This window comes from Micromonospora sp. NPDC053740 (assembly GCF_040677775.1).
In the GTDB taxonomy this organism is placed as follows: Bacteria; Actinomycetota; Actinomycetes; order Mycobacteriales; family Micromonosporaceae; genus Micromonospora; species Micromonospora alfalfae.
On the sequence record NZ_JBFASO010000008.1, the window covers coordinates 26,734 to 53,618 of the forward strand.

General features: G+C 72.0%; 21 protein-coding genes. 11 read left to right on the plus strand and 10 right to left on the minus strand.

The window, feature by feature from the left end:
• Positions 1–114: 114 nt before the first annotated feature.
• Positions 115–1,305: an ROK family transcriptional regulator gene (locus AB0K35_RS21085; protein WP_238671012.1), complete on the minus strand. Its 1,191-nt coding sequence runs from the start codon at positions 1,303–1,305 to the stop codon at positions 115–117.
• 163 nt (positions 1,306–1,468) lie between these two features.
• On the opposite strand from AB0K35_RS21085, the gene AB0K35_RS21090 reads away from it, so the two are divergent.
• Genes AB0K35_RS21090 through AB0K35_RS21115 form a run of 6 tightly spaced genes read left to right on the plus strand, consistent with a single transcriptional unit; the run spans position 1,469 to position 6,468 of the window.
• Positions 1,469–2,197 carry an amino acid ABC transporter ATP-binding protein gene (locus AB0K35_RS21090; protein WP_210781094.1) on the plus strand — a complete coding sequence of 243 codons (729 nt, stop codon included), beginning with the start codon at positions 1,469–1,471 and terminating at the stop codon, positions 2,195–2,197.
• 19 nt (positions 2,198–2,216) lie between these two features.
• Complete coding sequence (locus AB0K35_RS21095; protein ID WP_363886997.1) at positions 2,217–3,185, plus strand: glutamate ABC transporter substrate-binding protein; 969 nt, start codon at positions 2,217–2,219, stop codon at positions 3,183–3,185.
• A 16-nt stretch (positions 3,186–3,201) separates the two neighbouring features.
• Positions 3,202–3,846: an amino acid ABC transporter permease gene (locus tag AB0K35_RS21100; protein ID WP_112582064.1), complete on the plus strand. Its 645-nt coding sequence runs from the start codon at positions 3,202–3,204 to the stop codon at positions 3,844–3,846.
• On the plus strand, positions 3,843–4,712 hold the full coding sequence (locus AB0K35_RS21105) for an amino acid ABC transporter permease (RefSeq protein ID WP_238671010.1): 870 nt from the start codon (positions 3,843–3,845) through the stop codon (positions 4,710–4,712). The genes AB0K35_RS21100 and AB0K35_RS21105 overlap by 4 nt, the downstream gene beginning before the upstream one ends.
• The gene (locus AB0K35_RS21110) at positions 4,709–5,728 is read left to right on the plus strand and encodes an asparaginase (protein WP_363887000.1); all 1,020 of its coding nucleotides are present in this window, start codon (positions 4,709–4,711) and stop codon (positions 5,726–5,728) included. Before AB0K35_RS21105 ends, AB0K35_RS21110 begins: the two co-directional genes overlap by 4 nt.
• On the plus strand, positions 5,725–6,468 hold the full coding sequence (locus AB0K35_RS21115) for a copper homeostasis protein CutC (protein ID WP_363887003.1): 744 nt from the start codon (positions 5,725–5,727) through the stop codon (positions 6,466–6,468). The genes AB0K35_RS21110 and AB0K35_RS21115 overlap by 4 nt, the downstream gene beginning before the upstream one ends.
• 119 nt (positions 6,469–6,587) lie before the next feature.
• Here the strand turns inward: AB0K35_RS21115 and AB0K35_RS21120 are convergent, their stop codons facing one another.
• The 5 genes from AB0K35_RS21120 to AB0K35_RS21140 all read right to left on the minus strand — a co-directional run bounded on the left by AB0K35_RS21120 (position 6,588) and on the right by AB0K35_RS21140 (position 12,831).
• Positions 6,588–7,124: a hypothetical protein gene (locus AB0K35_RS21120; RefSeq protein ID WP_238671004.1), complete on the minus strand. Its 537-nt coding sequence runs from the start codon at positions 7,122–7,124 to the stop codon at positions 6,588–6,590.
• Positions 7,125–7,268: 144 nt separating this feature from the next.
• Positions 7,269–7,805 carry a hypothetical protein gene (locus AB0K35_RS21125; RefSeq protein ID WP_363887006.1) on the minus strand — a complete coding sequence of 179 codons (537 nt, stop codon included), beginning with the start codon at positions 7,803–7,805 and terminating at the stop codon, positions 7,269–7,271.
• Between the two features lie 76 nt (positions 7,806–7,881).
• The gene (locus AB0K35_RS21130; RefSeq protein ID WP_363887008.1) at positions 7,882–9,573 is read right to left on the minus strand and encodes a SulP family inorganic anion transporter; all 1,692 of its coding nucleotides are present in this window, start codon (positions 9,571–9,573) and stop codon (positions 7,882–7,884) included.
• The gene (locus tag AB0K35_RS21135; RefSeq protein WP_112604395.1) at positions 9,570–9,908 is read right to left on the minus strand and encodes a metalloregulator ArsR/SmtB family transcription factor; all 339 of its coding nucleotides are present in this window, start codon (positions 9,906–9,908) and stop codon (positions 9,570–9,572) included. The genes AB0K35_RS21130 and AB0K35_RS21135 overlap by 4 nt, the downstream gene beginning before the upstream one ends.
• Before the next feature lie 457 nt (positions 9,909–10,365).
• Positions 10,366–12,831, minus strand: coding sequence for a glycoside hydrolase family 2 protein (locus AB0K35_RS21140; RefSeq protein WP_363887011.1), 2,466 nt, complete (start codon positions 12,829–12,831; stop codon positions 10,366–10,368).
• A gap of 114 nt (positions 12,832–12,945) precedes the next feature.
• On the opposite strand from AB0K35_RS21140, the gene AB0K35_RS21145 reads away from it, so the two are divergent.
• Complete coding sequence (locus AB0K35_RS21145) at positions 12,946–13,965, plus strand: LacI family DNA-binding transcriptional regulator (protein WP_238671000.1); 1,020 nt, start codon at positions 12,946–12,948, stop codon at positions 13,963–13,965.
• A gap of 6 nt (positions 13,966–13,971) precedes the next feature.
• Here AB0K35_RS21145 and AB0K35_RS21150 read toward each other — a convergent pair whose 3' ends face one another.
• Positions 13,972–16,344 (minus strand): GGDEF domain-containing phosphodiesterase, encoded by a 2,373-nt coding sequence (locus tag AB0K35_RS21150; protein ID WP_363887014.1) that lies wholly within the window; start codon positions 16,342–16,344, stop codon positions 13,972–13,974.
• A gap of 217 nt (positions 16,345–16,561) precedes the next feature.
• Between AB0K35_RS21150 and AB0K35_RS21155 the strand changes: the two genes are divergently transcribed.
• Positions 16,562–16,954: a PH domain-containing protein gene (locus AB0K35_RS21155; RefSeq protein ID WP_363887017.1), complete on the plus strand. Its 393-nt coding sequence runs from the start codon at positions 16,562–16,564 to the stop codon at positions 16,952–16,954.
• Here AB0K35_RS21155 and AB0K35_RS21160 read toward each other — a convergent pair.
• Complete coding sequence (locus tag AB0K35_RS21160; RefSeq protein WP_357270142.1) at positions 16,948–17,874, minus strand: 2-hydroxyacid dehydrogenase; 927 nt, start codon at positions 17,872–17,874, stop codon at positions 16,948–16,950. The genes AB0K35_RS21155 and AB0K35_RS21160 overlap by 7 nt on opposite strands.
• Positions 17,875–18,058: 184 nt before the next feature.
• Here AB0K35_RS21160 and AB0K35_RS21165 point away from each other — a divergent pair, with 184 nt between their 5' ends.
• The 3 genes from AB0K35_RS21165 to AB0K35_RS21175 all read left to right on the plus strand — a co-directional run bounded on the left by AB0K35_RS21165 (position 18,059) and on the right by AB0K35_RS21175 (position 22,794).
• Positions 18,059–19,876: a GAF domain-containing SpoIIE family protein phosphatase gene (locus tag AB0K35_RS21165; RefSeq protein WP_238670996.1), complete on the plus strand. Its 1,818-nt coding sequence runs from the start codon at positions 18,059–18,061 to the stop codon at positions 19,874–19,876.
• An 80-nt stretch (positions 19,877–19,956) separates the two neighbouring features.
• Positions 19,957–21,129, plus strand: a complete 1,173-nt coding sequence (locus tag AB0K35_RS21170) for a PQQ-dependent sugar dehydrogenase (protein ID WP_238670995.1) — start codon at positions 19,957–19,959, stop codon at positions 21,127–21,129.
• Between the two features lie 60 nt (positions 21,130–21,189).
• A complete protein-coding gene (locus AB0K35_RS21175) occupies positions 21,190–22,794 on the plus strand; it encodes a metallophosphoesterase (protein WP_363887021.1) in 1,605 nt (534 codons plus the stop codon).
• Between the two features lie 44 nt (positions 22,795–22,838).
• Here AB0K35_RS21175 and AB0K35_RS21180 read toward each other — a convergent pair whose 3' ends face one another.
• Together AB0K35_RS21180 and gatB are read right to left on the minus strand one after the other, a co-directional pair.
• A complete protein-coding gene (locus AB0K35_RS21180; RefSeq protein WP_238670993.1) occupies positions 22,839–25,196 on the minus strand; it encodes a pyruvate dehydrogenase in 2,358 nt (785 codons plus the stop codon).
• A gap of 125 nt (positions 25,197–25,321) precedes the next feature.
• On the minus strand, positions 25,322–26,821 hold the full coding sequence (gene gatB, locus AB0K35_RS21185; protein WP_238670992.1) for an Asp-tRNA(Asn)/Glu-tRNA(Gln) amidotransferase subunit GatB: 1,500 nt from the start codon (positions 26,819–26,821) through the stop codon (positions 25,322–25,324).
• Positions 26,822–26,885: the final 64 nt, after the last annotated feature.

Sequence of the window (26,885 nt, forward strand, 5' to 3'; positions counted from 1 at the left end):
CTCCAGGAGCGATCACGGTGAAGTGAGGAACACCGGGAGGCTACGTGACTGCGGGTAAGGAAATTGTCAGTAGAAAACTGCCCTACGTGATCGTCGCAGTCGGTTTGAGCGAGGTCAGGCGGCCGCTACGACGTGGTCGATCACCAGGTGGGCGGCACCGGTGATGCCGACGTCCTGGCCGGCGGCCACGCGTTCGATGAGCAGGGTCTGGGTGGCCAGTGGGAGGCACCGCTCGTAGAGGGTGGCCCGCATGCTGGCCAGCAGGGGCTCGCAGTCGGCGAGCCGACCACCGATCGCCACCACCTGCGGGTTGAAGAAGTTGACCACCACGGCCAGGATCTCGCCGACGGCGCGGCCGGCCTGCCGGGCGAGGGCGGTGGCCTGCCGGTCACCGTCGTCGATCAGGCGGATCACACCGGTCAGGTCGGAGACCGGCACACCCTGCTCCCGGAGCGCGGTGACCAGTGCGGCGCCGCTGGCCACCGCCTCCAGGCAACCGGCGTTGCCGCAGGTGCACGGTGGCGCGGGATCGGCCACCACCCGACAGTGGCTGATGTCCCCGGCCGATCCCTGCGCGCCCCGGTGCAACCGTCCACTGGCGATCACACCGGAGCCGATTCCGGTGCCAGCCTTGATGTAGACGGCGTGGTCCAACTCGGAATGCGCGGTGCGGTGCGCGCCGAGCGCCATCAGGTTGGCGTCGTTGTCCACGATGACCGGCACGTCGACACGGCCGGCGCAGAACGCGGCAACGTCGAAGCCGTTCCAGCCGGGCATCCGCGATGGGCTGACGATCCGTCCGGTGGAGTGCTGCACCGGACCGGGAATCCCGATGCCGACGCCGCGGAGCGCGCCTCCCGCGGAGCCACCGGCCACCGCCCCGTCGCCGGCCGCCGGAGCGCTGCCCACCAGCGTGGCGACCTCGGCGAGCAGCGCGCCGAGCACCGCCTCCGGGCCGTCCTCGATGCGGACCGGCAGGGTGCGGGCCTTGACCACCCGCCCGGAGAGATCCAGGGTGCCGACGCGGGCGTGATGCGCGCCGAGGTCGATGGCACCGACCACTGCGCCGCCGGTGGGCACGGCGAGTTGGCGGGGTCGCCTGCCACCCCGGGACCGCCCGGCGCCGGCCTCCTCCAGCAGCCCCTGACTGATCAACGCCTCGACCCGCTGGGAGACCGTCGACGGGGAGAGCCCGGAGAGGCGGGACAGGTCGGCCCGACTGACGGCCGCACCGGTGGCCACCCAGCGCAGTAGCTCCCGGGGGCCGCCCCGGAGGGCATCGCGTGGCGCGTCGTCAATCGTCACGTCAGCTTCTTAGCACCCGGAGTTTGTTCAAGCAACCGGTTGACTTAGTTTGCTGGCTACCTTTAGATGACGCTGTTGGTTCGATATGAAGCTGACTTAGTTTTGTAGTCGAAGGAAGTGAGGCCGTCTGGTGGCACCGGAGACGACGGGTGCGAACCGACCGATGGTGTCGGTACGCGGCCTGAACAAGTGGTTCGGTCCGCTGCACGTGCTCAAGGACATCGACCTCACTGTGGCCGCTGGCGAGGTGGTCGTCGTGGTGGGGCCCTCCGGCTCCGGCAAGTCGACACTGTGCCGCTGCCTCAACCGGCTGGAGACCGCCGGGCAGGGCAGCGTCGAGATCGACGGTGAGCCGCTGCCCGCCGAGGGCCGCGCGCTGGCCCGGCTGCGCGCCGATGTCGGGATGGTCTTCCAGTCCTTCAACCTCTTCGGCCACAAGACGGTGCTGGACAACATCACCCTCGGCCCCACCCGGGTCCGTCGGATCCCCCGACCCGAGGCGCGGCAGCAGGCGATGGCCCTGCTGGAGCGCGTCGGCATCGCCGACAAGGCGGACCACCACCCGGCCCAACTCTCCGGCGGGCAGCAGCAGCGGGCCGCGATCGCCCGAGCCCTGGCGATGCAACCGAAGGTGCTGCTCTTCGACGAGCCGACCTCGGCCCTCGACCCGGAAATGGTCAACGAGGTGCTCGACGTGATGGTCTCTCTCGCCGCCGAGGGGATGACCATGATCGTGGTGACCCACGAGATGGGCTTCGCCCGTCGCGCCGCCGACCGGGTGGTCTTCATGGACGACGGTCGGATCGTCGAATCCGGCGCACCCGACGACTTCTTCGCAGCTCCGCGCACCGAGCGGGCCCGCGACTTCCTATCCAAGATCCTCCAGCACTAGCCCCCAACGGGAGGGTGTCATGTCAATCCTCAAGATGAGCTTCACCGGGCGGCGGTCGCTCGCCCTCACCGCCACCGCGGTAGCGGTGGCCCTCGCCGCCACCGGCTGTGGCGGCGACAGCGGCGGCAGTGCTCCGGCGCTGCCCGGCAACCCCGGCCTGGGCGGCGACGGCGTGGTCGCCCAGTCGGTGTACGACGCCGCCCCGGTGGCCACCGACGCGGACATCCCGGCCGGTTCGACCATGGACGCGATCCGCAAGCGCGGCTACCTGAACATCGGCGGATCGCTGGACGCGCCGCTGCTCGCCCAGCAGAACCCGGTCAGCGGCACCATCGAGGGCTTCGACGCCGACATGGCGAAGTTGCTGGCGAAGTACATCACCGGCAAGCCCGAGGTGAAGACGACGACCATCGGCACCCAGACCCGGGAGGCCATGCTCCAGGCCAAGTCGGTGGACGCGGTCTTCCAGACGTACACGATCACCCCGGAGCGGGCCACCCAGGTCGCCTTCGCCGGGCCGTACCTCACCTCCGGCCTCGCCGTCGGGGTCCGCAAGGACGACACCTCGATCAAGAGCGTCAAGGACCTCGCCGGCAAGACCGTGATCGTCGGGGCGAACACCCCCGCCGTCACCGCGCTGCCCTCCGCCGCGCCCGGCTCGAAGCAGATCGCCTTCGGCACCGACCCGCAGGCGTTGCAGGCGCTGCTGCAGAAGCGCGGCGACGCGTACGTGCAGGACTTCACGCTGCTCGCCTCGGGCGCCAAGGCGAACCCGGGGATGAAGGTGGTGGGCGAGCCGTTCACCACCGAGGCCTACGGCATCGGCCTCAACAAGGAGGACGCGCAGTTCAAGGAGTTCGTCAACAACTGGCTGAAGAAGATCCAGGCCGACGGCACGTGGGCGAAGGTCTGGGAAGGCACCCTCGGCTCGGTGGTGGAGGGTGGGGCGCCCACTCCGCCCGCCCTCGGTTCCGCCGACGGCTCCTGAGCAGCCTCTCGTACCGATGGAAGCCCTCACCGCCCACCTGAGCGAGCTTGGCCACGGCCTGGTCACGACTGTCGAACTGACGGTCGTGACCACCGTCGGCGCGATGCTGCTGGGCATCGTCGTGGCCACCCTGCGCATCGCCCCCGTCCCGCTGCTGCGCGCCATCGGCACCGCGTACGTGGAGGTGTTCCAGAACCTGCCGCTGCTGGCGTTGCTGGTCCTCTTCGTGTTCGCGCTGCCGACCATCGGCATCACGTTCCCGCTGTTCACCTCCGCCGCGATCGTCATCGCGGTGTACGAGGGGGCGTACCTGGCCGAGGCGATCCGCGCCGGGATCAACACGGTTGGTGTGGGCCAGGCTGAGGCAGCCCGAGCCATCGGCCTCACCTTCGGCCAGTCCCTGCGGCACGTGATCCTGCCGCAGGGACTCCGGGCGGTGATCCAGCCGATCGGCAACATCTGCATCGCGCTGCTGATGAACACCTCGCTGGCCGCCGCCGTCGGCGTGGTCGAGCTGACCCAGGCGGCCAACACCGTCAACCTGGTCGAGGCTCAACCGATCGCTGTGTTCACCGGCGCGGGCCTCGCCTACATGCTGCTGGCGCTGATCATCGGTCAGGTCACCGGCCTGCTCGAACGAAGGCTGGCGATCGTCCGATGAACAAGACGCAACAGATCCTCTTCGACGAGCCCGGTCCGCGCGCCCAACGGCGGATCCGGATCGCCACAGTGCTGGGCGCCGTTCTCCTGGCCGGTGCAGTGGTCGCGGCGGTCTACCAGTTCGCCAGCCACGGCGAGTTGGCCGCCGCCCGGTGGGAGCCGTTCACCACCTGGCCCATCTGGCGGTACCTGCTCAACGGCCTCTGGGCAACGGTGCGCGCCGCCGCCGCGACAGCGGTGCTCAGCGCCGCGCTCGGACTGCTGCTGGCGCTCGGCCGGCTGTCGACGCACCGACCGCTGCGCTGGCTGGCCGGCGCGTACGTGGAGATCTTCCGGACCGTACCCACCCTGCTGCTGATCTACGTGACGCTGTTCGCGCTGCCGCAGTACGGGCTGAACTTCCCGCTGTTCTGGAAGCTCGTGGTGCCGCTGGTGGTCTCCAACTCGGCGGCGTTCGCGGAGATCTTCCGATCCGGCATCCTGGCACTGGACCGAGGGCAGACCGAGGCCGGCCTCGCGGTCGGGCTGCGCCGCGGGCAGGTGATGGCACTGGTGGTGCTGCCGCAGGCGCTACTCCAACTCGCCCCGTCCCTGGTCAGCCAGCTGGTCGGGCTGCTCAAGGACACCTCGCTCGGCTTCGTGGTCAGCTACACCGAGCTGCTCTACAGCGGGCAGGTGCTCTCCTCGTACACCCACCTGCTGATCCAGACATTCCTGGTGGTGGCGCTGATCTATCTGGTGGTCAACGCCTCGCTGTCGAAGTTCGCCCGCGTACTCCAGGCCCGCAACGGCCGCTTCGGCGGACGGCGCGGACGGCGGACCGCCGAACTGCCCCCACCACTCCTCGAAGGGAACACCCCCCGGTGACCATCTTCCGTTACGCCGAACTGGGCCGGGTCGTGCGCAACGGCTTCGTCGAGAGCCGGCACTACGGCAGCGTCGTGGTGCTCGCCCCGGACGGGACTGTCGCCCTCGCCGCCGGCGTACCCGACGAGCCGGTGCTGCCCCGCTCCACCCTCAAGCCGGTGCAGGCGCTGGCCTGCCGGATCGCGGCGGGTGACGAGCTGATCGGGCCGGCGCTGGCCCTCGCCGCTGGCAGCCACACCGGCGACGACAGGCACGTCGAGGTGGTTCGGGCGATGCTGGCCGGGGCCGGCCTGACCGAGGACGCGCTCGGCTGCCCGGAGGACTGGCCGGAGGACGAACCGACCCGGGACCGGTTGATCCGCGCCGACGGACAGCGCGACCGGATCCGGATGAACTGCTCCGGCAAGCACGCCGCGATGCTGGTCGCCTGCGTCGCCCGGTCCTGGAGCACAGACGACTACCTCGACCCGGAGCACCCGCTCCAGCGGGAAACCGCCGCCGCCGTCGCCCGGCTGGCCGGCTCGCCGATCGCGCACCACGCGGTCGACGGCTGTGGGGCACCGCTGTTCGGCCTGTCGCTGACCGGCCTGGCCCGCACCTTCCAGGCGTTGGTCACCGCGCCCGCCGGCAGCGACGAGGCGCTGGTCGCGCAGGCAATGCGCCAACACCCTGAGTACGTCGGTGGTTGGAACGGGCACCCGAACACCGAACTCATGCGGGCGCTGCCCGGCGTCCTCGCCAAGGGTGGGGCCGAAGGCGTGCTCGCGGTGGCCGCACCGGACGGTCACGCGGTGGCGGTGAAGGCGATCGACGGTTCGCCCCGCGCCACCACCGCCATCGCCCTCGCCGCCCTCGCCGCCGTGGGCGTACCGGTTGGTGGGGCCGACGCGCTGCGCCAGGTGCCGGTGCTCGGCGGCGGCGTACCCGTTGGTGCCGTCACGGCCGTCATCGACTGGACCACAGCACCGTCTCGGACCGAAGCGGCATCGCCTCGCACGGAAAAGGAAGAATCATGAACACATTCGAGATCTGCATCGACAGCGTCGAGGGAGCGGTCGCCGCAGAGGAGGCCGGCGCCGACCGGGTGGAGTTGTGCTCAGCGCTCTTCGACGGCGGGCTGACCCCCAGCCTGGGCACCATCGAGACGACGATGCGGGCGGTCAGCCGGATCCGGGTACACGTGATCGTCCGTCCCCGGGCCGGCGACTTCATCTACTCGCCGTTCGAGGTCGAGGCCATGGAGCGGGACGTCCGGGCCGCGGTGGCAGCCGGCGCGCACGGCATCGTGATCGGCGCGTTGACCGCCGAGGGTGACGTCGACGTCCCGACCACCCGCCGGCTGATCGCCGCCGCGGGCGACGCCAGCATCACCTTCCACAGGGCGTTCGACATGACCCGTGACCCGCACGCGGCGCTGGAGCAGCTGATCGAGCTGGGCGTGCACCGGGTGCTCACCTCGGGGCAGGAGGTCAGCGTGCTGGAGGGTGCTCCGCTCATCGCCGACCTGGTGCGCCGGGCCGCCGGCCGGATCGTCATCATGCCGGGCGGTGGCATCACCCCGCGCAACATCGCCCGGATCGTCGAGGCGACCGGCGCCGACGAGTACCACTTCGCGGCACTGGTCAGCTCGGACAGCCCGGCCGTGCACCGCAACCCCGCGCCGCTGATGGGTGGCAGCCTGAACCGGCCCGAGTACGAGCGTTCGGGCACCTCGGGCGCCCTGGTCGGCCAGGTGCTCGCCGCCGCCCGCGCCTGACCGGAAGCGCGCCCTGACCAGCGGTGGGGCCTGGAGGAGTTGCCTTCAGGCCCGCCGCTCGCGGGTGTCAGCCGATGGACCAGCGCCGCGATGTCACCCCGGGATGACGGCGACCGTCCTCAGTAGCCCAACAGGGCGATGAGCAGCGAGGACACCGCGGCGACCAGGAGCACTCCGCCAGTACCGAGCCCGACCACCGCGCTCACCGCCACGGCACGAGCCCGGGCCACCGGCACCGCCGCGAGGGCCACCACGGTGACGAGCGCGGCGACCAGATGAATCAACGGGTAGTCGATCAGCGCCGCAACTGGGAAGAGGTGCACGCCCACGACGAGGGCGATCCAAGGGGCTGCCAGCTCATTACGCCGCAGCAGAGCGAGCAGCCCGGCACCGACCGCGGCGGCGCCGAACTCGATGCCGACGACGATGCCGAAGGTAGGGCTGGTGTCGGCGTCGAACGCCGTACCGTCCGACCAGTGACGCCAGGCGAGCAGGGCCCCAGCGGCCGCCGTGAGCAGGGACAGAACCGAACCAGCGATGAGCACCGGCCGCCATCGCTTCGGGGGTGCCTCCTGCGCCCAACCGAACCAACTGGTGGCGAAGAAGCCGAAGACGAACGCCGTCGCCGCCGCATCCCGGACATGTTCGGTGATCATTGCGCTCCCCGCGATACCACTGGTTCGACGTCGGACTTCGCCGCTGTCGGGGGCGCTGTCACCACCGGCCACGACGCGGTAATACTGCCCTGACAGGTGTGTTCGAGGAGCGCGTGGGGTTGCGGTCGCTCACGCCGCGGCCCGCTATCCGGTGACGAGGTTGATCGCGACGCCGATCGGGACCGACGCCGCCAGACCCGCGACCAGCCACCACAACTGCTCACGCCGGGATCGCTGCTGCCCCGTATCGATCAGATGCTGAATCTGGGCCACGTTGGCCGCCACCATGGTCAGCTGATCAGCGTCAGGCGACGGCTCGCCCGCGAGGTGCCTGCGCCCGCCGGAGCGCCGCACCCGGCTGGTCGCCGACAACATCAGCCGATGCCGGCGACGCTGTTCGACGAAGACCGGCGGCACCTCACCGCAGTAGTCAGCGCTGGGGCTCGTGACACCGCTGCCCGGCGTCAGGGTGCCGGGCACGCCGCTGCGCCTGAGGCCGAGCCAACGGCGTTTCCGGTGGAAGTCCAGCCACCACAGAGCACCGCCGCCAGCAAGCAGAAGGAGGTTGGCGACGATCGCGGCGACCGCCCACGGCTTGGCGACGAAGAAGCCGACACCACCGATGGGAATGGCGGCCAGGATGAGTACCTTCGCCGTCGCCGTGCCGTTGAATCCCCGCATACCTGTCATTGAACCGGTCGTACCGTCTCGGCGAAGCCCCTGCTGACCAGAAGGCGACACAGGGGCGGCCTACCGCTCAGTCGGCGGGTACGACCGTCGGGTGGTCCGCCGCGGGGAGCGCGACCGTGCGGGCGTACCGGATGGCGGCGGGCGTGTCCGGGAAGAGCAGTTCCTCGCGGCGCAGGTCGTCAGCCACACCCAGTGTCGCCAGCACCTGGTCGTGTGCGGGGGTGATGCCGGAGAGCAGGACGGTGATCCCGCGTCCGCGTAGCCGCCGGATCGCATCGCCGAGGACGTGCGCGCCGGTGGCGTCCATGGTGGTCACCCGGGACATTCGCAGGATGACGACACGGACGTCGGTGACCTCGGAGAGTTCGAGGAGGAAGGTGTGGGCCGCAGCGAAGAAGAGCGGCCCGTCCAGCCGGTACGCGACGATGTGTTCAGTGAGCAGCGCGTACTCCTCGGCGCTGTGTTCGCCTGGGTCGAGGGGCACCTGTTCCAGCCGGGCGCTGCGGGCCACCGCGCGCAGGGCGAGCACCACGGCGACGCCGACGCCGACCGCGACGGCGGTGACGAGGTCCCAGATCACCGTGACGGCGAAGGTGAGTACCAGCACGACGGCATCACCCCGGGTGGCCCGGGCCAGCGCCCACAGCGAACCAGCCTCCACCATGCGGACGGTGGTGGCCAGCAGCACCCCGGCCAGGGCGGCGAGTGGGATCCGGCCGACCAACGGCGCGGCGGCCAGCACGATGGCGGCGAGGGCGACGGCGTGGGTGAGGGCCGCCAGTTTCGAGGCCGCCCCGGCGCGGACGTTGACAGCTGTCCGGGCGATGGCGGCGGTCGCCGGGATGCCGCCGAAGAGGGGGGCGGCGAGGTTGGCCATCCCCTGACCGAAGAGTTCCCGGTCCGGGTCGTGCCGCTCGCCGACGGTCATGCCATCGGCGACGGTGGCGGACAGCAGGCTCTCCAGGGCGGCGAGCGCGGCGACGGCGAGAGCGCTGGGCAGCAGCACGCCCAGCGCGCCGAGGTCGAGGAAGCCGAGCGAGGGCGCGGGCAGGCCCTGCGGCAACGCGCCGATCCGGACCAGATCGACCGGGACGACCTCGGCGACGACGGTGGCGGCCCCCACGCCGAGCAGCGAGAACGGCAGGCCGGGTCGCCACCGGGCACCCAGCAGCATCAGCGCCGCGACGGCGACGGCCACCGCGAGCGCGGCCGGCCGCGGGTGTACGACGAAACGGGCGACCGCGTCGAAGGCGACGGCCCAGACCTTCTCCCCGTGCGCGTCGCTGACGCCGAGTGCGGCGGGCACCTGTTGCAGCGCGATGACCACGGCGATGCCGGCGGTGAAACCCTCCAGCACCGGGGTGGGCAGGTAGCGGACGTACCGGCCCAGGCGGGCCACGGCGAGCGGGATCAGCACCAGGCCAGCCATCGCCCCGACCATCAGCACGCCGGTGGCTCCGAACTGCTGCACCACCGGCACCAGCACCACTGTCATCGCTCCGGTCGGCCCGGAGACCTGGAGGTTGGAGCCCCCGAAGACAGCGGCCACCGCACCGGCGATCACGGCGGTGATCAACCCGGCCTGGGCGCCCAGCCCGGAGGTGACACCGAACGCCAGGGCCAACGGCAGCGCCACGACCGCCACGGTGAGCCCGGCCAGCAGGTCCCGGCGCGGTGAGCGGTGGACCGCGGCCCAGTCGGCCCGCCCGGGTAGCAGCCCGAGGAGTCGCTCTCGGACCACCGGGATGGCGTCGCTCACCTGTCCGCGCCGGTGGCGCGCAGCTCCCCGAGGAGGCCGTCGCGGTCGGTGAGGACCGCGCCGAGGATCCGCCGCCCGGCGGCCAGCAGGTCGGCCACGTCCGGGGTGCTGAGCGCGTACATGACGAGGGGACCGTCGCGGTGTGAGGTGACCATTCCGGCGCGGCGCAGCACCGCGAGTTGCTGGGAGAGGTTGGAGGCCTCGACCTCGATGACGGCGAGCAGGTCGCGGACCGGCTTCGGTCCGTCCTGGAGCAGTTCGAGGACCCGGATGCGCACCGGGTGCCCGAGGGTGCGGAAGAGTTCCGCCTTCGCCTGGTACAGCGGGACCGACATGAGGTTCCTCCCCTCGACACGAAGACTTTAGCACTTGAACAAATCTTCAACTCGATGCCGAGACGTCGTCCCACGCACCACCAGCCGGGTGGCGGGTCAACCCGTGCTGGATCTCTGGACTCCTGGTAGATCAACGTGTGTCGGGTGAGAAGATCGCGCCGATCTTGCAGTTTCGGTTGTCGATATGGGTGGGATGCCCCTTGCGTCGGGACAGAAGGTGCAAGGTCGCGGAGCAGGGGCGGTCCCGCCCCGCCGATCATGGAGTTGTGGTGCCTGGTTTGGTGCTATGCGGGCACTTTGTCACCCACCACAACTCCATGATCGACGAGGCGAGGCGAGGCGGTGCAGGGCGGGGCGGGGCGGGGCGGGGCGGGGCGGGGCGGGGCGGGGCGGGGCGGGGTAGGCGGACAGCCACGCCGTCTACGGCAACGGTTTTGACTTCATAGATCGAGCACGATTATGGGACCGTGAGCTGACTCGACGCGATGTCGTTGACGCAGCGCAGCACCGGACGGCTGGCCAGGGCCGCCGGGTCCAACGCCGTGTCGGCGCGCACTGTGAAGGTCGTCGACTCGCCCGGCAACAGGGTGACCAGGGCCTTGTCCACGGTGGCGGTGCCGTCCAGCCGGTCCGCGAACAGCGTCAGGTCGCGCAGCACCGTGCGGGCCGTGACCCGGACCCGCTGCCCACCGTCGACAGGCTCGACGGTCGCGTCCCACGCCGCCGCCGGCCAGTCCACCTCCCGGTCCTCGGCGAAGAACCACAGGGCGCGCTCCGCGGTGCCACCGGCCTCCGCGACCAGCACCTCGCGCCGGGCATCCTCCGGCCGTGCCAGGTCCGCCGGCAGCGCCACCACCACCGAGGAGTACGCCGGGACGTCGAGGTCGACCGAGGTCTTCGCCCTCGGCTCCCCGGTGAGCGTGAACCGGGTGACAGCGGCTGTCGCGGTCCACGCCTCGGCGGTCTCGTTGACCGCGACCACTGCCAGCCCGCCGTCGCGGGGCTGCACGGTGAGCAGCCGGTCGGCGTACGCGCCGCGCAGCGCGAACCACAGGGGTTTGCGGCGGCCGTCGCCGTCGACTGCCGACCAGGAGGTCACCGGCCAGCAGTCGTTGAGCTGCCAGACGATCGTGCCCGCGCAGACGTCCCGGTGGGAGCGGAAGTGCTCGACGCCGAGCTGGATCGCCCGGGCCTGGTTGAGCTGCGTCAGGTAGTGCCAGTCGTCGAAGTCCGCCGGGGCGGGCAGGTGCGCGTCGAGGCCCCGCTGGAGCTTGGCGTCACCGCCGGCCGCCTTCTGGTGGTGCGCCATGCCCGGTGAGTCGTGGGCCAGGGGTTCGTCGCTCAACGCGCGACGCAGCGTGGCGTACGCCGGTGGGGCCTGGTAGCCGAACTCGGCGACGAAGCGCGGGACGTACTCCCGGTATCTGGTGTAGTCGTCGGTGTTCCACACGTCCCAGATGTGGGTGGTGCCGTGCGCCGGGTCGTTGGGGTGGATCGCCTCCGTTCCCGACCAGGGGCTGCCCGGCCAGTACGGGCGGGTCGGGTCCAGCTCGCCGACGATCCGGGGCAACACGTCAAGGTAGTAGCCGCGCCCCCAGGTGCGCCCGGCGAGGGCCTGCTGCCAGTCCCAGTCGTGCCAGCCCCAGATGTTCTCGTTGTTGCCGGTCCAGAGCACCAGCGACGGGTACGGCGCGAGCCGGGTCACCTGCTCGGCGGCCTCGGCGGCCACCTCGGTGCCGAACGGCTCCTCCTCCGGGTACGCGGCGCAGGCGAAGAGGAAGTCCTGCTGGACGAGGAGACCGCGCTCGTCGGCGAGGTCGTAGAAGTCGGCCGACTCGTACCGGCCGCCGCCCCAGACCCGCAGCAGGTTGACGTTGGCGTCGATCGCCTGGTCGAAGCGCTCGGCCAGCCGGGTCCGGGTGATCCGGGTGGGGAACGTGTCGTCCGGGATCCAGTTGACCCCGCGGACGAAGACCGGGACGTCGTTGACCGACAACGCGAACGGGGTGCCGTGCTCGTCGGGTGTGGTGTTCAGCCGTACCGAGCGGAAGCCGATGCGGTGCGACCAGTCGTCCACTGTGTCGCCGTTCGGTGCGTGCAGTGTCACAGCGATCGGGTGACGGGTCTGCTCGCCGTACCCCCGGGGCCACCACAGCGCGGGATCGCGGACGGTGAGGGTCAGCACGGCTGTGCGCTGCCCGGCCGGGACGATCACCTCGGCGCGGACGCCGGCCACGGCGGCGCGCACGGTCAGCGGGACGTCAGCGACCCGCTCGACCTCGACGTGCACCTCGACCCGCCCGTCGCGTCCGTCCATCGTGACAAGTGGACGGACGGTCGCCAGTCGAGCTGTCGACCAGGCGTGCAGGCTGATCTCCTGCCAGATGCCGGCGGTGACCAGTGTCGGCCCCCAGTCCCAGCCGAAGTTGCAGGCCATCTTGCGGATGAAGTGGAACGGCTCCGGGTAGGCGTTCGGCCGGTCGCCGAGCCGCTCCTGCTGTGCCTCGGCGTAGCGGTACGCGGAGTCGAACGTGACGACCAGGTCGTTGTCCCCGTCGCGCAGCAGTGGTCGGACGTCGAAGCGGTAGCCGCGGTGCATGTTCGCGGTGCGGCCGACCTCGACACCGTTGACTGTGAGCGTGGCGACAGTGTCCAGGCCGGCGCAGACCAGGTCGACGCGCTCGTCGTCGCCCGCCCGGTGGAGGAATGTGGTCTGGTAGACCCAGTCGGTGCGCCCGATCCAGGCCAGCGCCCGCTCGTTGTCGTCGAGGTACGGGTCGGGAATCAGCCCGGCGTCGAGCAGATCGGTGTGCACGCAGCCCGGCACTGTCGCCGGCACGGACCGGTCGGCGACCTCCTCGGGCACCTGTGCTCCGGGGGCCGCTCGCACCGTCCAACCGTCGTAGAGTGCCTGTCGGCTCACGATTTCACCGCACCTTCCCGCATCGAAAGATGCCGAACTGAACCGGATAAGCTGAGCCACCGTACGGTCCGGAAATCCGGGCTGTCAACGGCCAGAGAGCGAAGGAGCACGCCGGTGAAGCGGCCGACAATCGCCGACGTCGCCCAACGCGCCGGGGTGTCCAAGGGCGCCGTGTCGTACGCGCTGAACGGGCAGCCCGGCGTCTCCGAGGCCACCCGGCAGCGCATCCTGGCCATCGCCACCGAAATCGGGTTCAGCCGCAGCAGCGCCGCCCGCGCCCTCTCGGCCGCCACTGCCGGCGCGATCGGCCTGGCCCTGTGCCGACCGGCGCGGACCCTCGGCGTCGAGCCGTTCTTCATGGCGCTGATCAGTGGCGTCGAGGCCGAACTCTCCGCCCGCTCGTACGCGCTGACCCTCCAGGTGGTGGCCGACCCGGACGCCGAGATCGCTGTCTACCGGCGCTGGTGGGGCGAACGACGGGTGGATGGGGTGCTCGTCTGCGACCTGCGCACCGACGACAGGCGCATCCCCGCACTCGAACAGCTACAACTGCCGGCGGTGGTGATCGGCGGCCCCGGCGGCACCGGTGAGCTGGCGAGTCTCTGGTCCGACGACGCTGCCGCGTTGACCGAGACGGTGGAATACCTGGTCGCGCTCGGGCACCGGCGGATCGCGCGGGTCGCCGGCCTGCCCGACCTGCGGCACACCGAGATCCGCACCGACGCCTTCGCGGCGGTCCGCGAGCGGCTCGGCCTGGTCGACGCTGTCACCGTCTGGTCCGACTACACCGGCGAGGAGGGCGGTCGGGCCACCCGCCGGTTGCTCAGTTCGGCCAGCCGGCCCACAGCTGTCATCTACGACAACGACGTGATGGCCATCGCCGGGCTCTCCGTCGCCCAGGAGATGGGTCTGACAGTGCCCGGTGATCTGTCCATCGTGGCCTGGGACGACTCGCCGTTGTGCCGCCTGGTGCACCCGCCGCTGACCGCGCTGGGCCGGGACATCCCGGCGTACGGGGCGCACGCCGCCCGGCAACTGCTCGCCGTCGTCGCCGGGCAACCGGCCGGCCGGGTGCAGGACGAGACACCCCACCTCACGCCGCGCGGCAGCACCGCACCGCCCCGGGACAGATGAACCGGTTCAGCGGGACGCTGAGGGAAACTCCTCGAAGTACGCCTCGACCCGTTCGGCAGTCGCCGGCCGGGCCAGCGCGAACCCCTGCCCGTACCGGCAACCACCCCGGCGCGCCCCCTCGACCTGGGTCGACGACTCCAACTCCTCGGCGACGATCTCGACGCCCAACCGCTCGCCCACGTTGACCACCACGTCGATCAGCGGCGGTTGCCCGTCCGGCCGAGCGCCCACCAACTCCGGGCCCACCTTGAGTAGGTCGATCGGCAGGCGGCGAAGCTGGGCCAGCGAGGCGTGCTCGGCCCGGAAGTCGTCCAACGCGGTGCGTACGCCCAACGACCGCAGCCCGGCCAGTCGGGCCACCACTGTCGACAGGTCACCGGCGACCCTCGGCTCACTCACCTCCACCACCAACCGCTCCGGCGGCACCCCGTACGCGGCCAGCACGGCCGCGAGCCGCTGGACGAAGTCGGGAGTGGTCAGCTCCCGGGTGGTGACGTTGACAGCCATCCACAGCTCCCGGACACCCACCGACCAGTCGGACAACTGCCGGCAGGCCCGGTCCAGCACCCACCACTCCAACTCGCCCACCAGGTCCAGATCCTCGGCGACCGGCAGCAACTCGGCCGGAAGCACGGTGCCGAGCACCGGGCTGCGCCACCGCAACAGCGCCTCCGCACCCACCGGCTGCCCGTCGGCCAGGTCGACCACCGGCTGGTAGACGAGGTCCAGCTCGCCGCGCGCCACCGCACCCGGCAGCTCCCGCTCCAGGTCGAGCCGGCGCACCAGTTGTTCCTCAAGGAACGCGTCGTACCACTCCACCCGGTCCCGGCCCAGCTGCACGGCCCGTCGTCGGGCCAGCTCGGCCTGCCGGAGCACATCCGCCGGCCCGGCGCCACTCACCTCGGCCAACCCGATGCTCGTCTGCACGCGCAGCATCGCGCCGGCCAACCGGTAGGGCGGGCTGAGCGCGCTCAACAGTCGGGTGCCCAGCGCGTACGCCAGCACAGGGCCGGCGGCGGTGACCACAGCGAAGCCGGTACCCGTGCAGCCGGTGACCAGATCGTCGGGGGCGATGACAGCGCGTGCCCGGTGCACCGCCTCGACCAACACGTCCTCCCGGGCCGTCGGGCCGAACGCCTCGGTGCCGTGCAGGTCCACCAGCAGCAGCGCACCGGCCGGCGCCGGAACGTCGCCGATCGCGGCCAGGGCGTCCAGCAGGGCGGCCCGGTCGCCCGGGGTACCGCTCGCCGACGCGGGTCGCCGGTTGAGCCCCGACCACGCGGAACCGTGGTCAGGCGACCAGGTCGACCCGGCACCCGTCGCGGTGGCCGCGCCGTCCGGGACGCCGAGGGCTCCCTCTGGCGGCGGCTCCGGGGTGCCCGGCCAGCGTCCCGGTGCCGCGCGGCGGTGCTGCAGCGCCCGACCGGTCGGTCGCCGATGGGCGGCCCGTCGACCGGACGTGGCCGCGTCATTCGCCCGCAGCAGCTCGCGCAACACCAGGGGCGGCACCGCCGCCAGGGCCAACAGCACGCTCGTCCGGTCCGGTGCGCGGCCGGCGCCCAGGTGCAGACCCGACGCCAGCAGCAGCACCGCCGCCGGGAGCACCGCCCTGGGCCAGGCCGCGGCGACCCGCTCCACCGGCTCCGTGTCGTCCGCCGCATCCGCCGCGCCGACCGCGACGAGCAACATCCCGAACACCAACGGGGGTACGGCCAGCAGCGCCGCCCGACCGGCCGGCGCGGACGGCAACGTGGCCAGCAGCACCAGCCCGCCCACTGTGAGCAGGACGCCGCCCCGGCAGACCGACGCACCCGAGCGCCGTCGTGGCCCCGCGAACGCGTTCAACGAGGCCATGCCCAACCCGCCGAGCGTCAACGCGGCGACCAGCCGAACCGGGACCGGTAGGCCGTCGGTGGGCAGCAGCAACCAGCCGGCGAGGGCCAGACCGACGGCCGGGCCGGTCGACTCGACCAGCCACCGCAACCGGACCGAGGCCGCCGGCCGCGATCGGCCGGGCAGCCGGTTCAGACCGGCCGTCGAGAGGACCGCCACGACCAGCGACCCGATCAGCACGGCGACGGTGTGCCCGATGCCGGCCAGGGGCACCACGACGGCGGTGAGACCCGCCGCCACCACCGCCGCGTCGAGCAGCACCCCCGCCGCACGCGGTGTCGGATCGGTGCCGCGTCGGTAGGCCAGCCGGGACAGTCGCAGCCCGGCGAGCGTGGCACCGGCACCGGCGGCCAGCGCTGTCACCACGGCCGGCGGGACCAGGTCGACGACACCGGCGAGGAGGAGCAGCGCCACCGCCACGGACGTGGCGGCCTCCGGTGCCGCACGGCGGGGGACGAGAACGCGGAACGGGTACGCGAGGAGCACGGCGGTCGCCTTCGTGAGGGGGCACGGGGGCGGTGCGGCGGTGCGGGACATCGGACGTTGCGAGTCCGCTACCCACGATTGGCAACGATGGACGGCCGAATTGGTTACTTGCCGGTCACTCAGGGGATACAACGACCTGTGTCACTGTACGGCGTACCGCAGGCCGCCGGCACCGCCCGCCGCGAGCCGAAACAACACGAAGTGGGATCATCGGAGGGTGAGTAAGCCCGACACGGTCCGCTTCCGGTACAACCAAGCCATCCTGGTGGCCGCGATCATCGCCTTCGTCGGCGCCCTGCCGCTGGCAAACGCCCGGGACTACCTGCTGCCGGTGCTGCTCGTCCCGCTCGCCGTCGCGGTGTGGGCCTGGCGGGCCGGCACCGACGCCGACGCGCGGGAGCTACGCATCCGGGCGCTGGTCGGGCAGCGTCGGATCGACTGGGACCAGGTCGTCGAGCTGACCACCGACCAGCGCGGGCGCGCAGTGGCCCGACTTGACGGCGGCCACCAGGTCACCCTGCCGGCGGTCCGTGGGGCGGATCTGCCCCGACTGGTCGCGGCAACCGGCCAGCAGCTGCCTGACGCTCCGGCGGAGACCCCCGGTCAGTAGCCGTCGACCACCGTGTTGATCAGAGGTTGCCCGGCGGCGAACCGACGGACCTGATCGCCCACCAGCCGGTAGGCCCGGGGCAACAACCCGCGCACCGACCCAGCCACGTGTGGGGTGAGCAGCACGTTCGGCATGACCCACAGCGGCGAGTCCGCGGGCAGCGGCTCCGGGTCGGTGACGTCCAACGCCGCCATGATCCGACCGGTGCCCAGCTCGGCGACGAGCGCCTCGGTGTCCGCCACCGGGCCCCGGGCGGCGTTCACCAGCAGCGCCCCGTCCGGCATCGCGGCCAGGAACGCCTTGTCGATCAGGCCACGGGTCTGGTCGGTGAGCGGCACCAGCACCACCACCACGTCCGCGTCGGGCAGCAGCCGGGGCAGCTCCTCGACGGCGTGCACCCCCTGCTCCGGGCGGGCCGTCCTGGCGACCAGTGTGAAACTCACGTCGAACGGGGCGAGCCGGTCGCGTACCGCGGTGCCGATCGAGCCGGCGCCGATGATGAGCACCCGCTTACCGGTCAGCTCGTCGGTCGGGGCGTTCCCCGCGTACGCCCAGCGCCGCTCGGCCTGCGCGCGGACGAACGCCGGAAACGCCCGCAGCTGGGTGAGGATCGCGGTGACCACCCACTCGGCGGTGGACGGGTCGTGCACACCCCGGGCATCGCAGAGCGTGACAGCAGGCGGTGTCCGGCCGGCCCAGGCGTCCGCTCCGGCGGAGAGCAACTGCACCACCGCCAGGTCGGGCAGCTCCCGCAGCACCGCCGTCGCGTCCGAGCCACCCAGGAACGGCGGCACCCAGAAGCGGACGTCGGCCGCCTCGGACGGCATCCGGTCGGTGTGCTCGAAGACCTCCACCGTCACGTCCGCGGGCAGCTCGCCCAGGAGGTTCACGCCGGCCGGGTGCGGAATCCATACCTTCACGTCCGCTGACGATAGTCCCCGCCGCCGCAGCCGGTGAGGGCACGGCGGTGAACCGGCATACCGAGCGCTGGCGCACAGGGCCGCGGCGGGCGAGACTCAGCACACCGAGGTTCGACCCGGGCCCTGGCGAGGTATAAGGAAGGGTCGGAGGGCCGTCCGCCTCCGCCTGGCAGACAGGTGCACGATGACCGACGGCTCCCCCGCCTCCCCCCGGCGTCCGATCGCGCCACCGATGGCGCTCGGCGACCCAGAACGATTGCGCTCGCTCGCCGTCACCGGGCTGGACGCCGCCCCGGACGAGGCGTTCGACAGGTTCGCCCGGCTGGTCAGCGACCTGCTGGACGTGCCTGTCGCGCTGGTCTCGTTGGTCTCCGCCGACCGGCAGTTCTTCCCGGGCGCTGTCGGGTTGCCGGAGCCCTGGTCGCAGCGCCGGCAGACCCCGCTGAGCCACTCGTTCTGTCAGCACGTGGTGGACATCCAGGTGCCGATGGTGCTGCCGGACGCCCGGCTCTACCCCCGCGTCCGGGACAACCTGGCCATCGACGACCTCGGCGTGGTCGCGTACGCCGGGATGCCGCTGACCGACCTCTCCGGCCGGGTGCTCGGCTCGCTCTGCGCCATGGACAGCAAACCTCGCGCCTGGACTGCCGCGCAGCTGCGGACCCTCGCCGACCTGGCCGCCGCCTGCTCGTCGGAGCTGCGACTGCGGATCGCGCTCGACGGCGCACAGGAGGCTCGGCGGCGGGTCGTGCAGGCGCACGAGCGGCTGGAACTGCTGGCCGGGGTCAGCGAGACCCTCGCTGGCACCCTGGACGTGGGCACCGCGCTGCGCCGGCTCGCCGCCACCATGGTGCCGCTGCTCGCCGACTGGTGCCTGCTCACCCTGATCGGGCCGACCGGCCTGCCCCGCGAGGTGGTCTCGGTGCACCGGGACCCGGCCCGCACGGCGGACGTCGACCGCTTCGGCGAGCTGCTGCGCACCGGGCTGAGCCCCGAGTCGATCATCCGTGCGGTGCTCCGGACCGGCCAGCCCCGGCTCGGCAGCGTGGCGTCCCTGGCAGACGTGACCCGGGGCACCACCCACCCGGAGATGGCGCTCATCGCCAGCCGGCTGGGCATCGCCTCCTACCTGGCAGTGCCGGTGCGCGGCGTCGGCGGCACGGTGCTGGGGGCGATCACCCTCGTCAACGGCGGCCAACGTCAGCAGTTCGACGACCGGGACCTGCTCACCGCCGTCGACATCGGCCGGCGGGCCGGTCAGGCCGTCGGCAACAGCTCGATGTACGGCGAGCAGCGGCACGTCGCCGAGGTCCTGCAACACAGCATGCTGCCCCGACTACCGGTGGTGGCGGAACTGGAACTGGCGGCCCGATACCAGCCGGCGGCCGACCGGGTCGAGGTGGGCGGCGACTGGTACGACGCCTTCGTGCAGCCCGACGGCGACGTGATCGCGGCGATCGGGGACGTGGCCGGGCACGACATCGAGGCGGCGGCGACCATGGGCCAACTGCGCAACCTGGTGCGGGGCAACGCCTTCGGTCGGCCGGACGCGGTCGGGTCCCTGATGAGCGACCTGGATGGCGCCATCCGTGGCCTGCGGCTGCCGATCGCCGCCACCGCGACGCTGGTGCGGATCTGCCCGCAGCGCGCCGGTGTGCACGAGGTGACCTGGTCCAACGCCGGGCACCCGCCGGCCCTGGTGGTCCGGGTCGGCGGGGCGGTGGAGGTCCTGGAGGCGACGCCGGAGCCGCTGCTCGGTCTGGCCCGCCCGTCGCCGCGGAGCAGTCGGTCGACAAGCCTGGCCACCGGCGACACCCTGCTGCTCTACACCGACGGGCTGATCGAACGGCGGGACCGCTCCATCGACGAGGGGTTGGCCGAGCTGGTGGGCCGGCTCACCGGCGCCGACACGCTGCCCCTCGACGACCTGTGCGACCTGCTGCTCGCCTCGATCCGGCACCGCGAGGACGACACCGCGCTGCTGGCCGTACGGGCCCGCTGAGCCGGTCCACCGGAGACCATCGGTACCGGGTGCATCTCGACGGGCCCGGCCGGGTCGCGCGGCGGGCTACCCTGGGCCGGGTGAACGCCCGTCCCCCGTACCCTCGCATCCGCCGCCTCCGGGTGGCCCTCGCGGCGTCCTGCGCGGCGCTGCTGTTCACGGCCGGTTGCAGCTTCGGCGAGCCGGAACCCGACCCGGCCGGCGAACCGCCCAACCTGCCTACCCCGTCCGCGTCGGCGAGCCCCGGCGGCGCCGGCCAGCAGGCGGTGGCGACAGTGCTCGCCAAGGGTCTGCGGGTGCCGTGGGCGATCGCTTTCCTGCCGGACGGCGGTGCGTTGGTCACCGAACGGGACAACGGCCGGATCCTCCAGGTCGGCCCCGAGTCCGGCCCGGACGGGCTGCGTGTCCGCCCGGTGCAGACCGTCCCGGACGTGGCGGCGGCGGGCGAGGGTGGCCTGCTCGGCATCGCCGTCTCCCCCGACTACGCCCGAGACCGGACGGTGTTCGTCTACTACACCACCGAGCGGGACAACCGGGTCGCCCGGCTGCAACTCGGCGGGCAGCCCACCCCGATCCTCACCGGCATCCCCAAAGCCAATGTGCACAACGGCGGCGGGCTGGGCTTCGGCCCGGACAAGCAGCTCTACGTCAGCACCGGAGACGCCGGTCAGCGCCCCCTCTCCCAGGACGTGAAGAGCCTCGGCGGCAAGATCCTCCGGATCACCCCGGACGGCAGGCCCGCCGCCGGCAACCCGTACCCCAACTCCCCGGTCTGGTCCCTGGGGCACCGCAACGTGCAGGGTTTCGCCTGGGACGCCGCGAAGCGGATGTACGCCGTCGAGTTCGGCCAGAACACCTGGGACGAGATCAACCAGATCACCAAGGGCGGCAACTACGGCTGGCCGGAGGTCGAGGGCCAGGCCGGCGACAAACGGTTCACCGATCCGATCGCGCAGTGGGCGACGTCGGACGCGTCCTGCTCGGGTCTGGCCGCCACGGACCGGCTGCTGGTCACCGGCTGCCTGCGCGGCAAGCGCCTCTGGGTGATGGAGCTGACCGACACCGGCACCCTGCTCGGTCAGCCCAGTGAGCTGCTCACCAACCGCTACGGTCGACTGCGTGCGGTGGCCGCGGCACCGGACGGGTCGCTCTGGGTGAGCACCTCCAACCACGACGGCCGGGGCGACCCGGCGGGCGACGACGACCGGCTCCTGCGGGTGGTCTTCGCGGGTGGTGACGGCGGACGCAGCTGACTGCGTCACCATCCGTTCAGGTTTGCCAAGATCCTCCGACGGGCAGGTCAGACTTTCAGCATGGACGGGCAACGCGACGAGCGGCACGACGACGCCGATGACCGGGACGACCCGGTGACCGGCGGCGATCGGCCGCGCCGGACGGCTTGGTGGGTCGGCGCCGCCGGCCCACTGCGCCGCCTCGGGCTGGTCGTCGCCGTCCTCGCCGTGGCCCTGGCCGGGGCGGTGCTCGGGGTGCTGGCCGGCGGCCAGGTGAGCACCGACATCGGCCCGTTCCGGGCCAATCTCAGCATCTCCCCCGCCCGGGACGGCGGCACCACCGTCGACATCCCGCCGCTCGGCGCGCTGCTGCTCGACAGCCACGACGGGCCGACCCATCTCACCGTCCGGCTGGGCGCCCTCGACCAGGGGCGCACCGAGGCGTTGATCGACGACCCGGCCAGCATCAGCCGGGCCAGTCAGAGCGCCGTGGAGGACGTCCGCTCCGGGGTGATGCGCCTCGGCCTGCGTACCCTCGGCGCGTCGGTGCTCGTCACGTTGATCCTGGCCGGGCTGATCTTCCGCAACGTCCGGCGGACCGCCTGGGCGGGAGGGTTGGCGCTGCTGGTCACCGCCGGCAGCCTCGGCACGGCGGCGGCGACCCTTCGCCCGCAGGCCATCGAGGAACCCCGCTACGAGGGGCTTCTGGTCAACGCGCCGGCCATCGTCGGTGACGCCCGACGGATCGCCAACGACTACACGAAGTACGCGGAGCAGTTGCAGCGCCTGGTCGGCAACGTCAGCCAGCTCTACACCACAGTGTCGGCGCTTCCGCTGTTGGAGCCGACCCCGGGCACCACCCGGGTGCTGCACGTCTCCGACATGCACCTCAACCCGACCGGCTGGCAGCTGATCCGGACGGTGGTGGAGCAGTTCGGCATCGACGTGGTGATCGACACCGGGGACATCACCGACTGGGGCAGCGAACCGGAGGCCTCCTTCGTGGCCTCGATCGGCCTGCTGAAGAAGCCGTACGTCTTCATCCGGGGCAACCACGACTCCGGCAAGACCGCCGCCGCGGTGGCCCGTCAGCCGAACGCGATCGTCTTGAACAACACGACCACCACCGTCGCCGGGCTGACCATCGCCGGCATCGGCGACCCGCGCTTCACCCCGGACAAGAACACCTCCCCGGCCGGCAGCGGGTTGACCCAGCAGGTGGCCGACCAGGTGATCGCGGCCGGCAACCAGCTCGCCGCGACGGTCCGCAGCTCACCGCGACCGGTAAACATCGCGCTCGTGCACGACCCGGCGTCGGCCGGGCCGCTCGCCGGCACCTGCCCGCTGGTGCTGGCCGGGCACACCCACTCCCGGCAGGTCTCCGAGCTGCCGCAGGCGCCCGGGCAGCAGCGCACCACGCTGATGGTGGAGGGCTCCACCGGCGGCGCCGGGCTGCGCGGCCTGGAGGGTGAGAAGCCCACCCCGCTGTCGATGAGCGTCCTCTACTTCGACCAGCAGAAGCTGCTCCAGGCGTACGACACCATCACTGTCGGCGGCACCGGGCAGGCCCAGGTCAACCTGGAACGACGCCTGGTGGAGAACCCGAGCGCCGGCGTCCCCGCCACACCCACACCCACGCCGAGCGGCGGTGTCCCCGCCACACCCACGCCCACGCCGACCGGCTGAGCCGACGTCGACGCCCGCCGGCGGACCGGCGGGCGGTCGACGGCTCAGCGCAGGGCGATGGCGGCCAGCGCGGCGTTGACGATGCTGCCGGGCAGCAGGTCGTGCAGTTCGTACAGCTCGGCGACGCTGCCGGACTGGCCGAACTCGTCCACGCCGAGTGGCACCGCCGGTGCGCCGACCGCCGAACCGAGCCAGGCCATCGCGTGCGACGCGGCGTCGTGCACCGTCACCACCGGCACCCGATCGGCGAACGCGGACCGCAGCGCCCCCGGCACGCTGGGCACCGTGGCCGTCCGTACGCCCTGGCGAAGGGTGCGCTGCCAGGCCCGGTAGAGCCGGTCGAGACTCGTCACGTCGACAACGTGCGCGGCGACGCCCTCGTCGGCCAGCTCCGCCGCCGCGGCCAGCACCTCGGGCAGCACCGCGCCGGAGGCGGCCAGCTGCACCACCGGGGCGTCGACCAGGTGCGGGTACGCCTGGTGCGCGTCGACCAGCCGGTACGCCCCGGCGACGACCTGCCGGCGCAGCACCGCGTCCCCGAGCCGTGCCCGGGCCGCCTCGAACGGCGCCTGATCCAGCGGTCGGGTGCTCAACCGGAAGTAGTACGCGCCGTCCTCGGCGGGTGCTGCCGTCGCGGCCGGAGCCGACCCACCGGCGATCTGACCGAGCGCGTCGCAGAGAAGCCAGTCGAGGGTGGCCGCGTACGCCGGCTCGACGAACGTCACCCCGGGCAGCTCCAGGCCGACCGACGCGGTGATCGTGGACTGGTGGGCGCCGCCCTCCGGGGCGAGGGTGATACCGGACGGGGTGCCGGCAACCACGAACCGGGAGCCGGAGTAGGTGCCGTACAGGAACGCGTCGAGGCCGCGCAGCACGAACGGGTCGTAGACGGTGCCCACCGGCAGCAGCGGCTGCCCGGACAGGTCCCAGGACAGCCCGAGCTGGCCGAGCAGCAGGAACAGGTTCATCTCCGAGATGCCCAGCTCGATGTGCTGCCCGGCAGGGCTCTCCGTCCAGCGCAGCATCCGGTCCTCGGTCCAGGAACGCTGCTCGGTGGGGGCGAACACCCCGGTCTTGTTGATGAACCCGGCCAGGTTGGTGGAGGTGGCCACGTCCGGGGCGGTGGTGACCAGATAGCGGCCCACCTCCCGGTCCCGCGCCAGGTCCACCAGCACCCGACCGAAGACCTCCTGGGTGGAGATCGGCTTGGTTGCGCGTACTCCAGTGCTCTCCGGGACGGTGACCCCGAGCGCGCGCTCGCGCGGCGCGCGGGACAGCGCCTCCCGGCGGGCGCCGGCCTGGATCCCGGCGGGTGATGCCGGGTCGAGGCGGTCCCACTCGGTCTCGGCGGTCAACCCCTGCGCGGCGCGCAGCGTGTCGACCTGCTCCGAGCTGAGCAGCGCGGAATGGTTGCGCGGATTGCCGGCGATGGGCAACCCCCAACCCTTCACCGTGTACGCGAAGACGACGCTGGGCCGGTCGGTGACCGCGTCGCACTGGGCGTACGCGTCAAGCATCGCCTGAAGGTCGTGCCCGCCCAGGTCGGTGACGAGCGGGCCCAGCTCCTCGTCGGAGACATCGGCGATCAGCTCGGCGATGCCGGCCGGAGCGCCGTCCAGGAACTGCTTGCGCAGTGCCGGCCCGACCAGCCCGAACAGCGACTGGTACTGCTCGTTCGGCATCGCGTCGATCCAGTCGCGCAGCGCCTCACCGCCCGGCCGGGCGTACGCCTCGGCGAGCCGACGGCCGTACTTGACCTCCACGACGTGCCAGCCGGCCGCCTCGAACTGGCCCCGCCACTGGTTGATCCGGATGCCGGGGACCACCCGGTCCAGCGACTGGCGGTTGAAGTCGACGAGCCACATGACGTTGCCCAGCCCGGTGGTCGCCGGGTCGGCGACCGCCTCCCAGATGTTTCCCTCGTCCAGCTCGGCGTCGCCGATCAACGCCACGAACCGGGAGTGCGGGCGGGCCCCGAAGTGCGCGTCGACGTACCGCCGGGTGGCTGCGGCGAAGAGCGGCGCCGCCGCGCCCAGGCCGACCGAACCGGTGGAGAAGTCCACAGCGTCCGGGTCCTTGGTGCGCGACGGGTACGACTGGAGACCGCCACGGGCCCGCAGCCGGGGCAGGTAGGAGCGGTCCAGGTTGCCGAGCAGGTACTGGATGGCGTGGAACACCGGTGACGCGTGCGGCTTCACGGCGACCCGGTCCTCGGCGTCCAGGTGCGCGAACCAGAGCGCTGTCATCGCCGTGACCAGCGAGGCGCTGGACGCCTGGTGGCCGCCGACCTTCACACCGTCGCCGGTGGCCCGGTCATGGTTGGCGGCGTCCACGATCCGGGTGGCGAGCCAGAGCACCCGCCGCTGGATCTCGTCGAGGACATCGAGGTCGTGCTCGGTCACGGTGGCTCCATCCAGGCGTCGTCGTTGACGCCCTCGCGAGGGGTGCGGGGTGGCCGCGTGGGTCGACAGGGGGTGGCCGAAGGCCGCCGCCGGGTCGCGGCGGCGGCCTGCTCCGGGTGGGTCTCTCAGCCCTGGACGCCGAGGCGCTCCAGGATCAGCTCACGCAGGGTCTTCGCGTCGGCCTGCCCACGGGTGGTCTTCATGACCGCGCCGACCAGCGCGCCGACCGCGGCGACCTTGCCGCTGCGGATCTTGTCGGCGATGCCCGGGTTCGCGGCGATCGCCTCGTCCACGGCGGCGGTGAGCGCGCCGGTGTCCGACACGACCTCCAGGCCCCGGCTGGTCATGATCTCGGTGGGCGAGCCCTCACCGTCGACAACGCCCTCCAGCACCGTGCGGGCCATCTTGTCGTTGAGCTTGCCGGCGTCGACAAGACCCTGAAGCTCGGCGACCTGGGCGGGCGTGGCTCCGATCTCGGCCAGCTCCACGCCGCTCTCGTTGGCCCGGCGCGACAGCTCACCCAGCCACCACTTGCGGGCCGCGGCCGGGGTGGTGCCGGCGGCCACCGTCGCCTCGATCAGCTCGACCGCGCCGGCGTTCAGCACCGACTGCATGTCCAGGTCAGAGAGGCCCCACTGCTCCTGGAGCCGACGCCGGTGCACCCGGGGCAGCTCCGGCAGGGCGGCCTTCAGCTCAGCGACCCAGGCCGGGTCCGGGGCGATCGGCACCAGATCCGGCTCGGGGAAGTACCGGTAGTCGGTGGCCGTCTCCTTCGAGCGACCCGGCGTGGTGTCACCGGTGTCCTCGTGGAAGTGCCGCGTCTCCTGGGTGATCCGGCCGCCCGCGTCGAGCACCGACGCCTGCCGCAGCATCTCCGAGCGGACCGCCCGCTCCACCGACCGCAGCGAGTTGACGTTCTTGGTCTCGGTACGGGTGCCCCACTCCGCGCCCGGCAGGTTGAGCGAGGTGTTCACGTCGCAGCGCAGCGAACCCTCCTCCATCCGCACGTCGGAGACGCCGAGGGTGCGGATCACGTCGCGCAGCTCGGCGACGTACGCCTTGGCCACGTCGGGGGCGAGCGCGCCGGTGCCCGTGATCGGCTTGGTGACGATCTCGACCAGCGGGATGCCGGCCCGGTTGTAGTCGACCAGCGACTCCGTCGCGCCGTGGATGCGGCCGGTGGCACCGCCGACGTGCAGCGTCTTGCCGGTGTCCTCCTCGAGGTGCACCCGCTCGATCTCGATCCGCACCGTCTCGCCGCCCACCTCGACGTCCAGGTAACCGTCGACGCAGATCGGCTCGTCGTACTGGCTGATCTGGAAGTTCTTCGGCATGTCCGGGTAGAAGTAGTTCTTCCGGGCGAACCGGCACCACTCGGCGATCGAGCAGTTCAGCGCCAGGCCGATCCGGATGATCGCCTCGATGGCCGCCTTGTTGGCCACCGGCAGGGAGCCGGGCAGGCCCAGGCACACCGGGCAGACCCGGGTGTTCGGCTCGCCACCGAAGTCGGTCGGGCAACCACAGAACATCTTGGTGTTCGTGCCCAGCTCGACGTGGGTCTCCAGGCCGATCACCGGTTCGAAGCGCGCAACGACCTCGTCGTACGCGGGCAGTGTCGTGGTCATGAGACGCTCCAGGCGCGATCCGGGACAGAACCTGTCCAGCCTAATGGGGTTGCCCGATCAATCC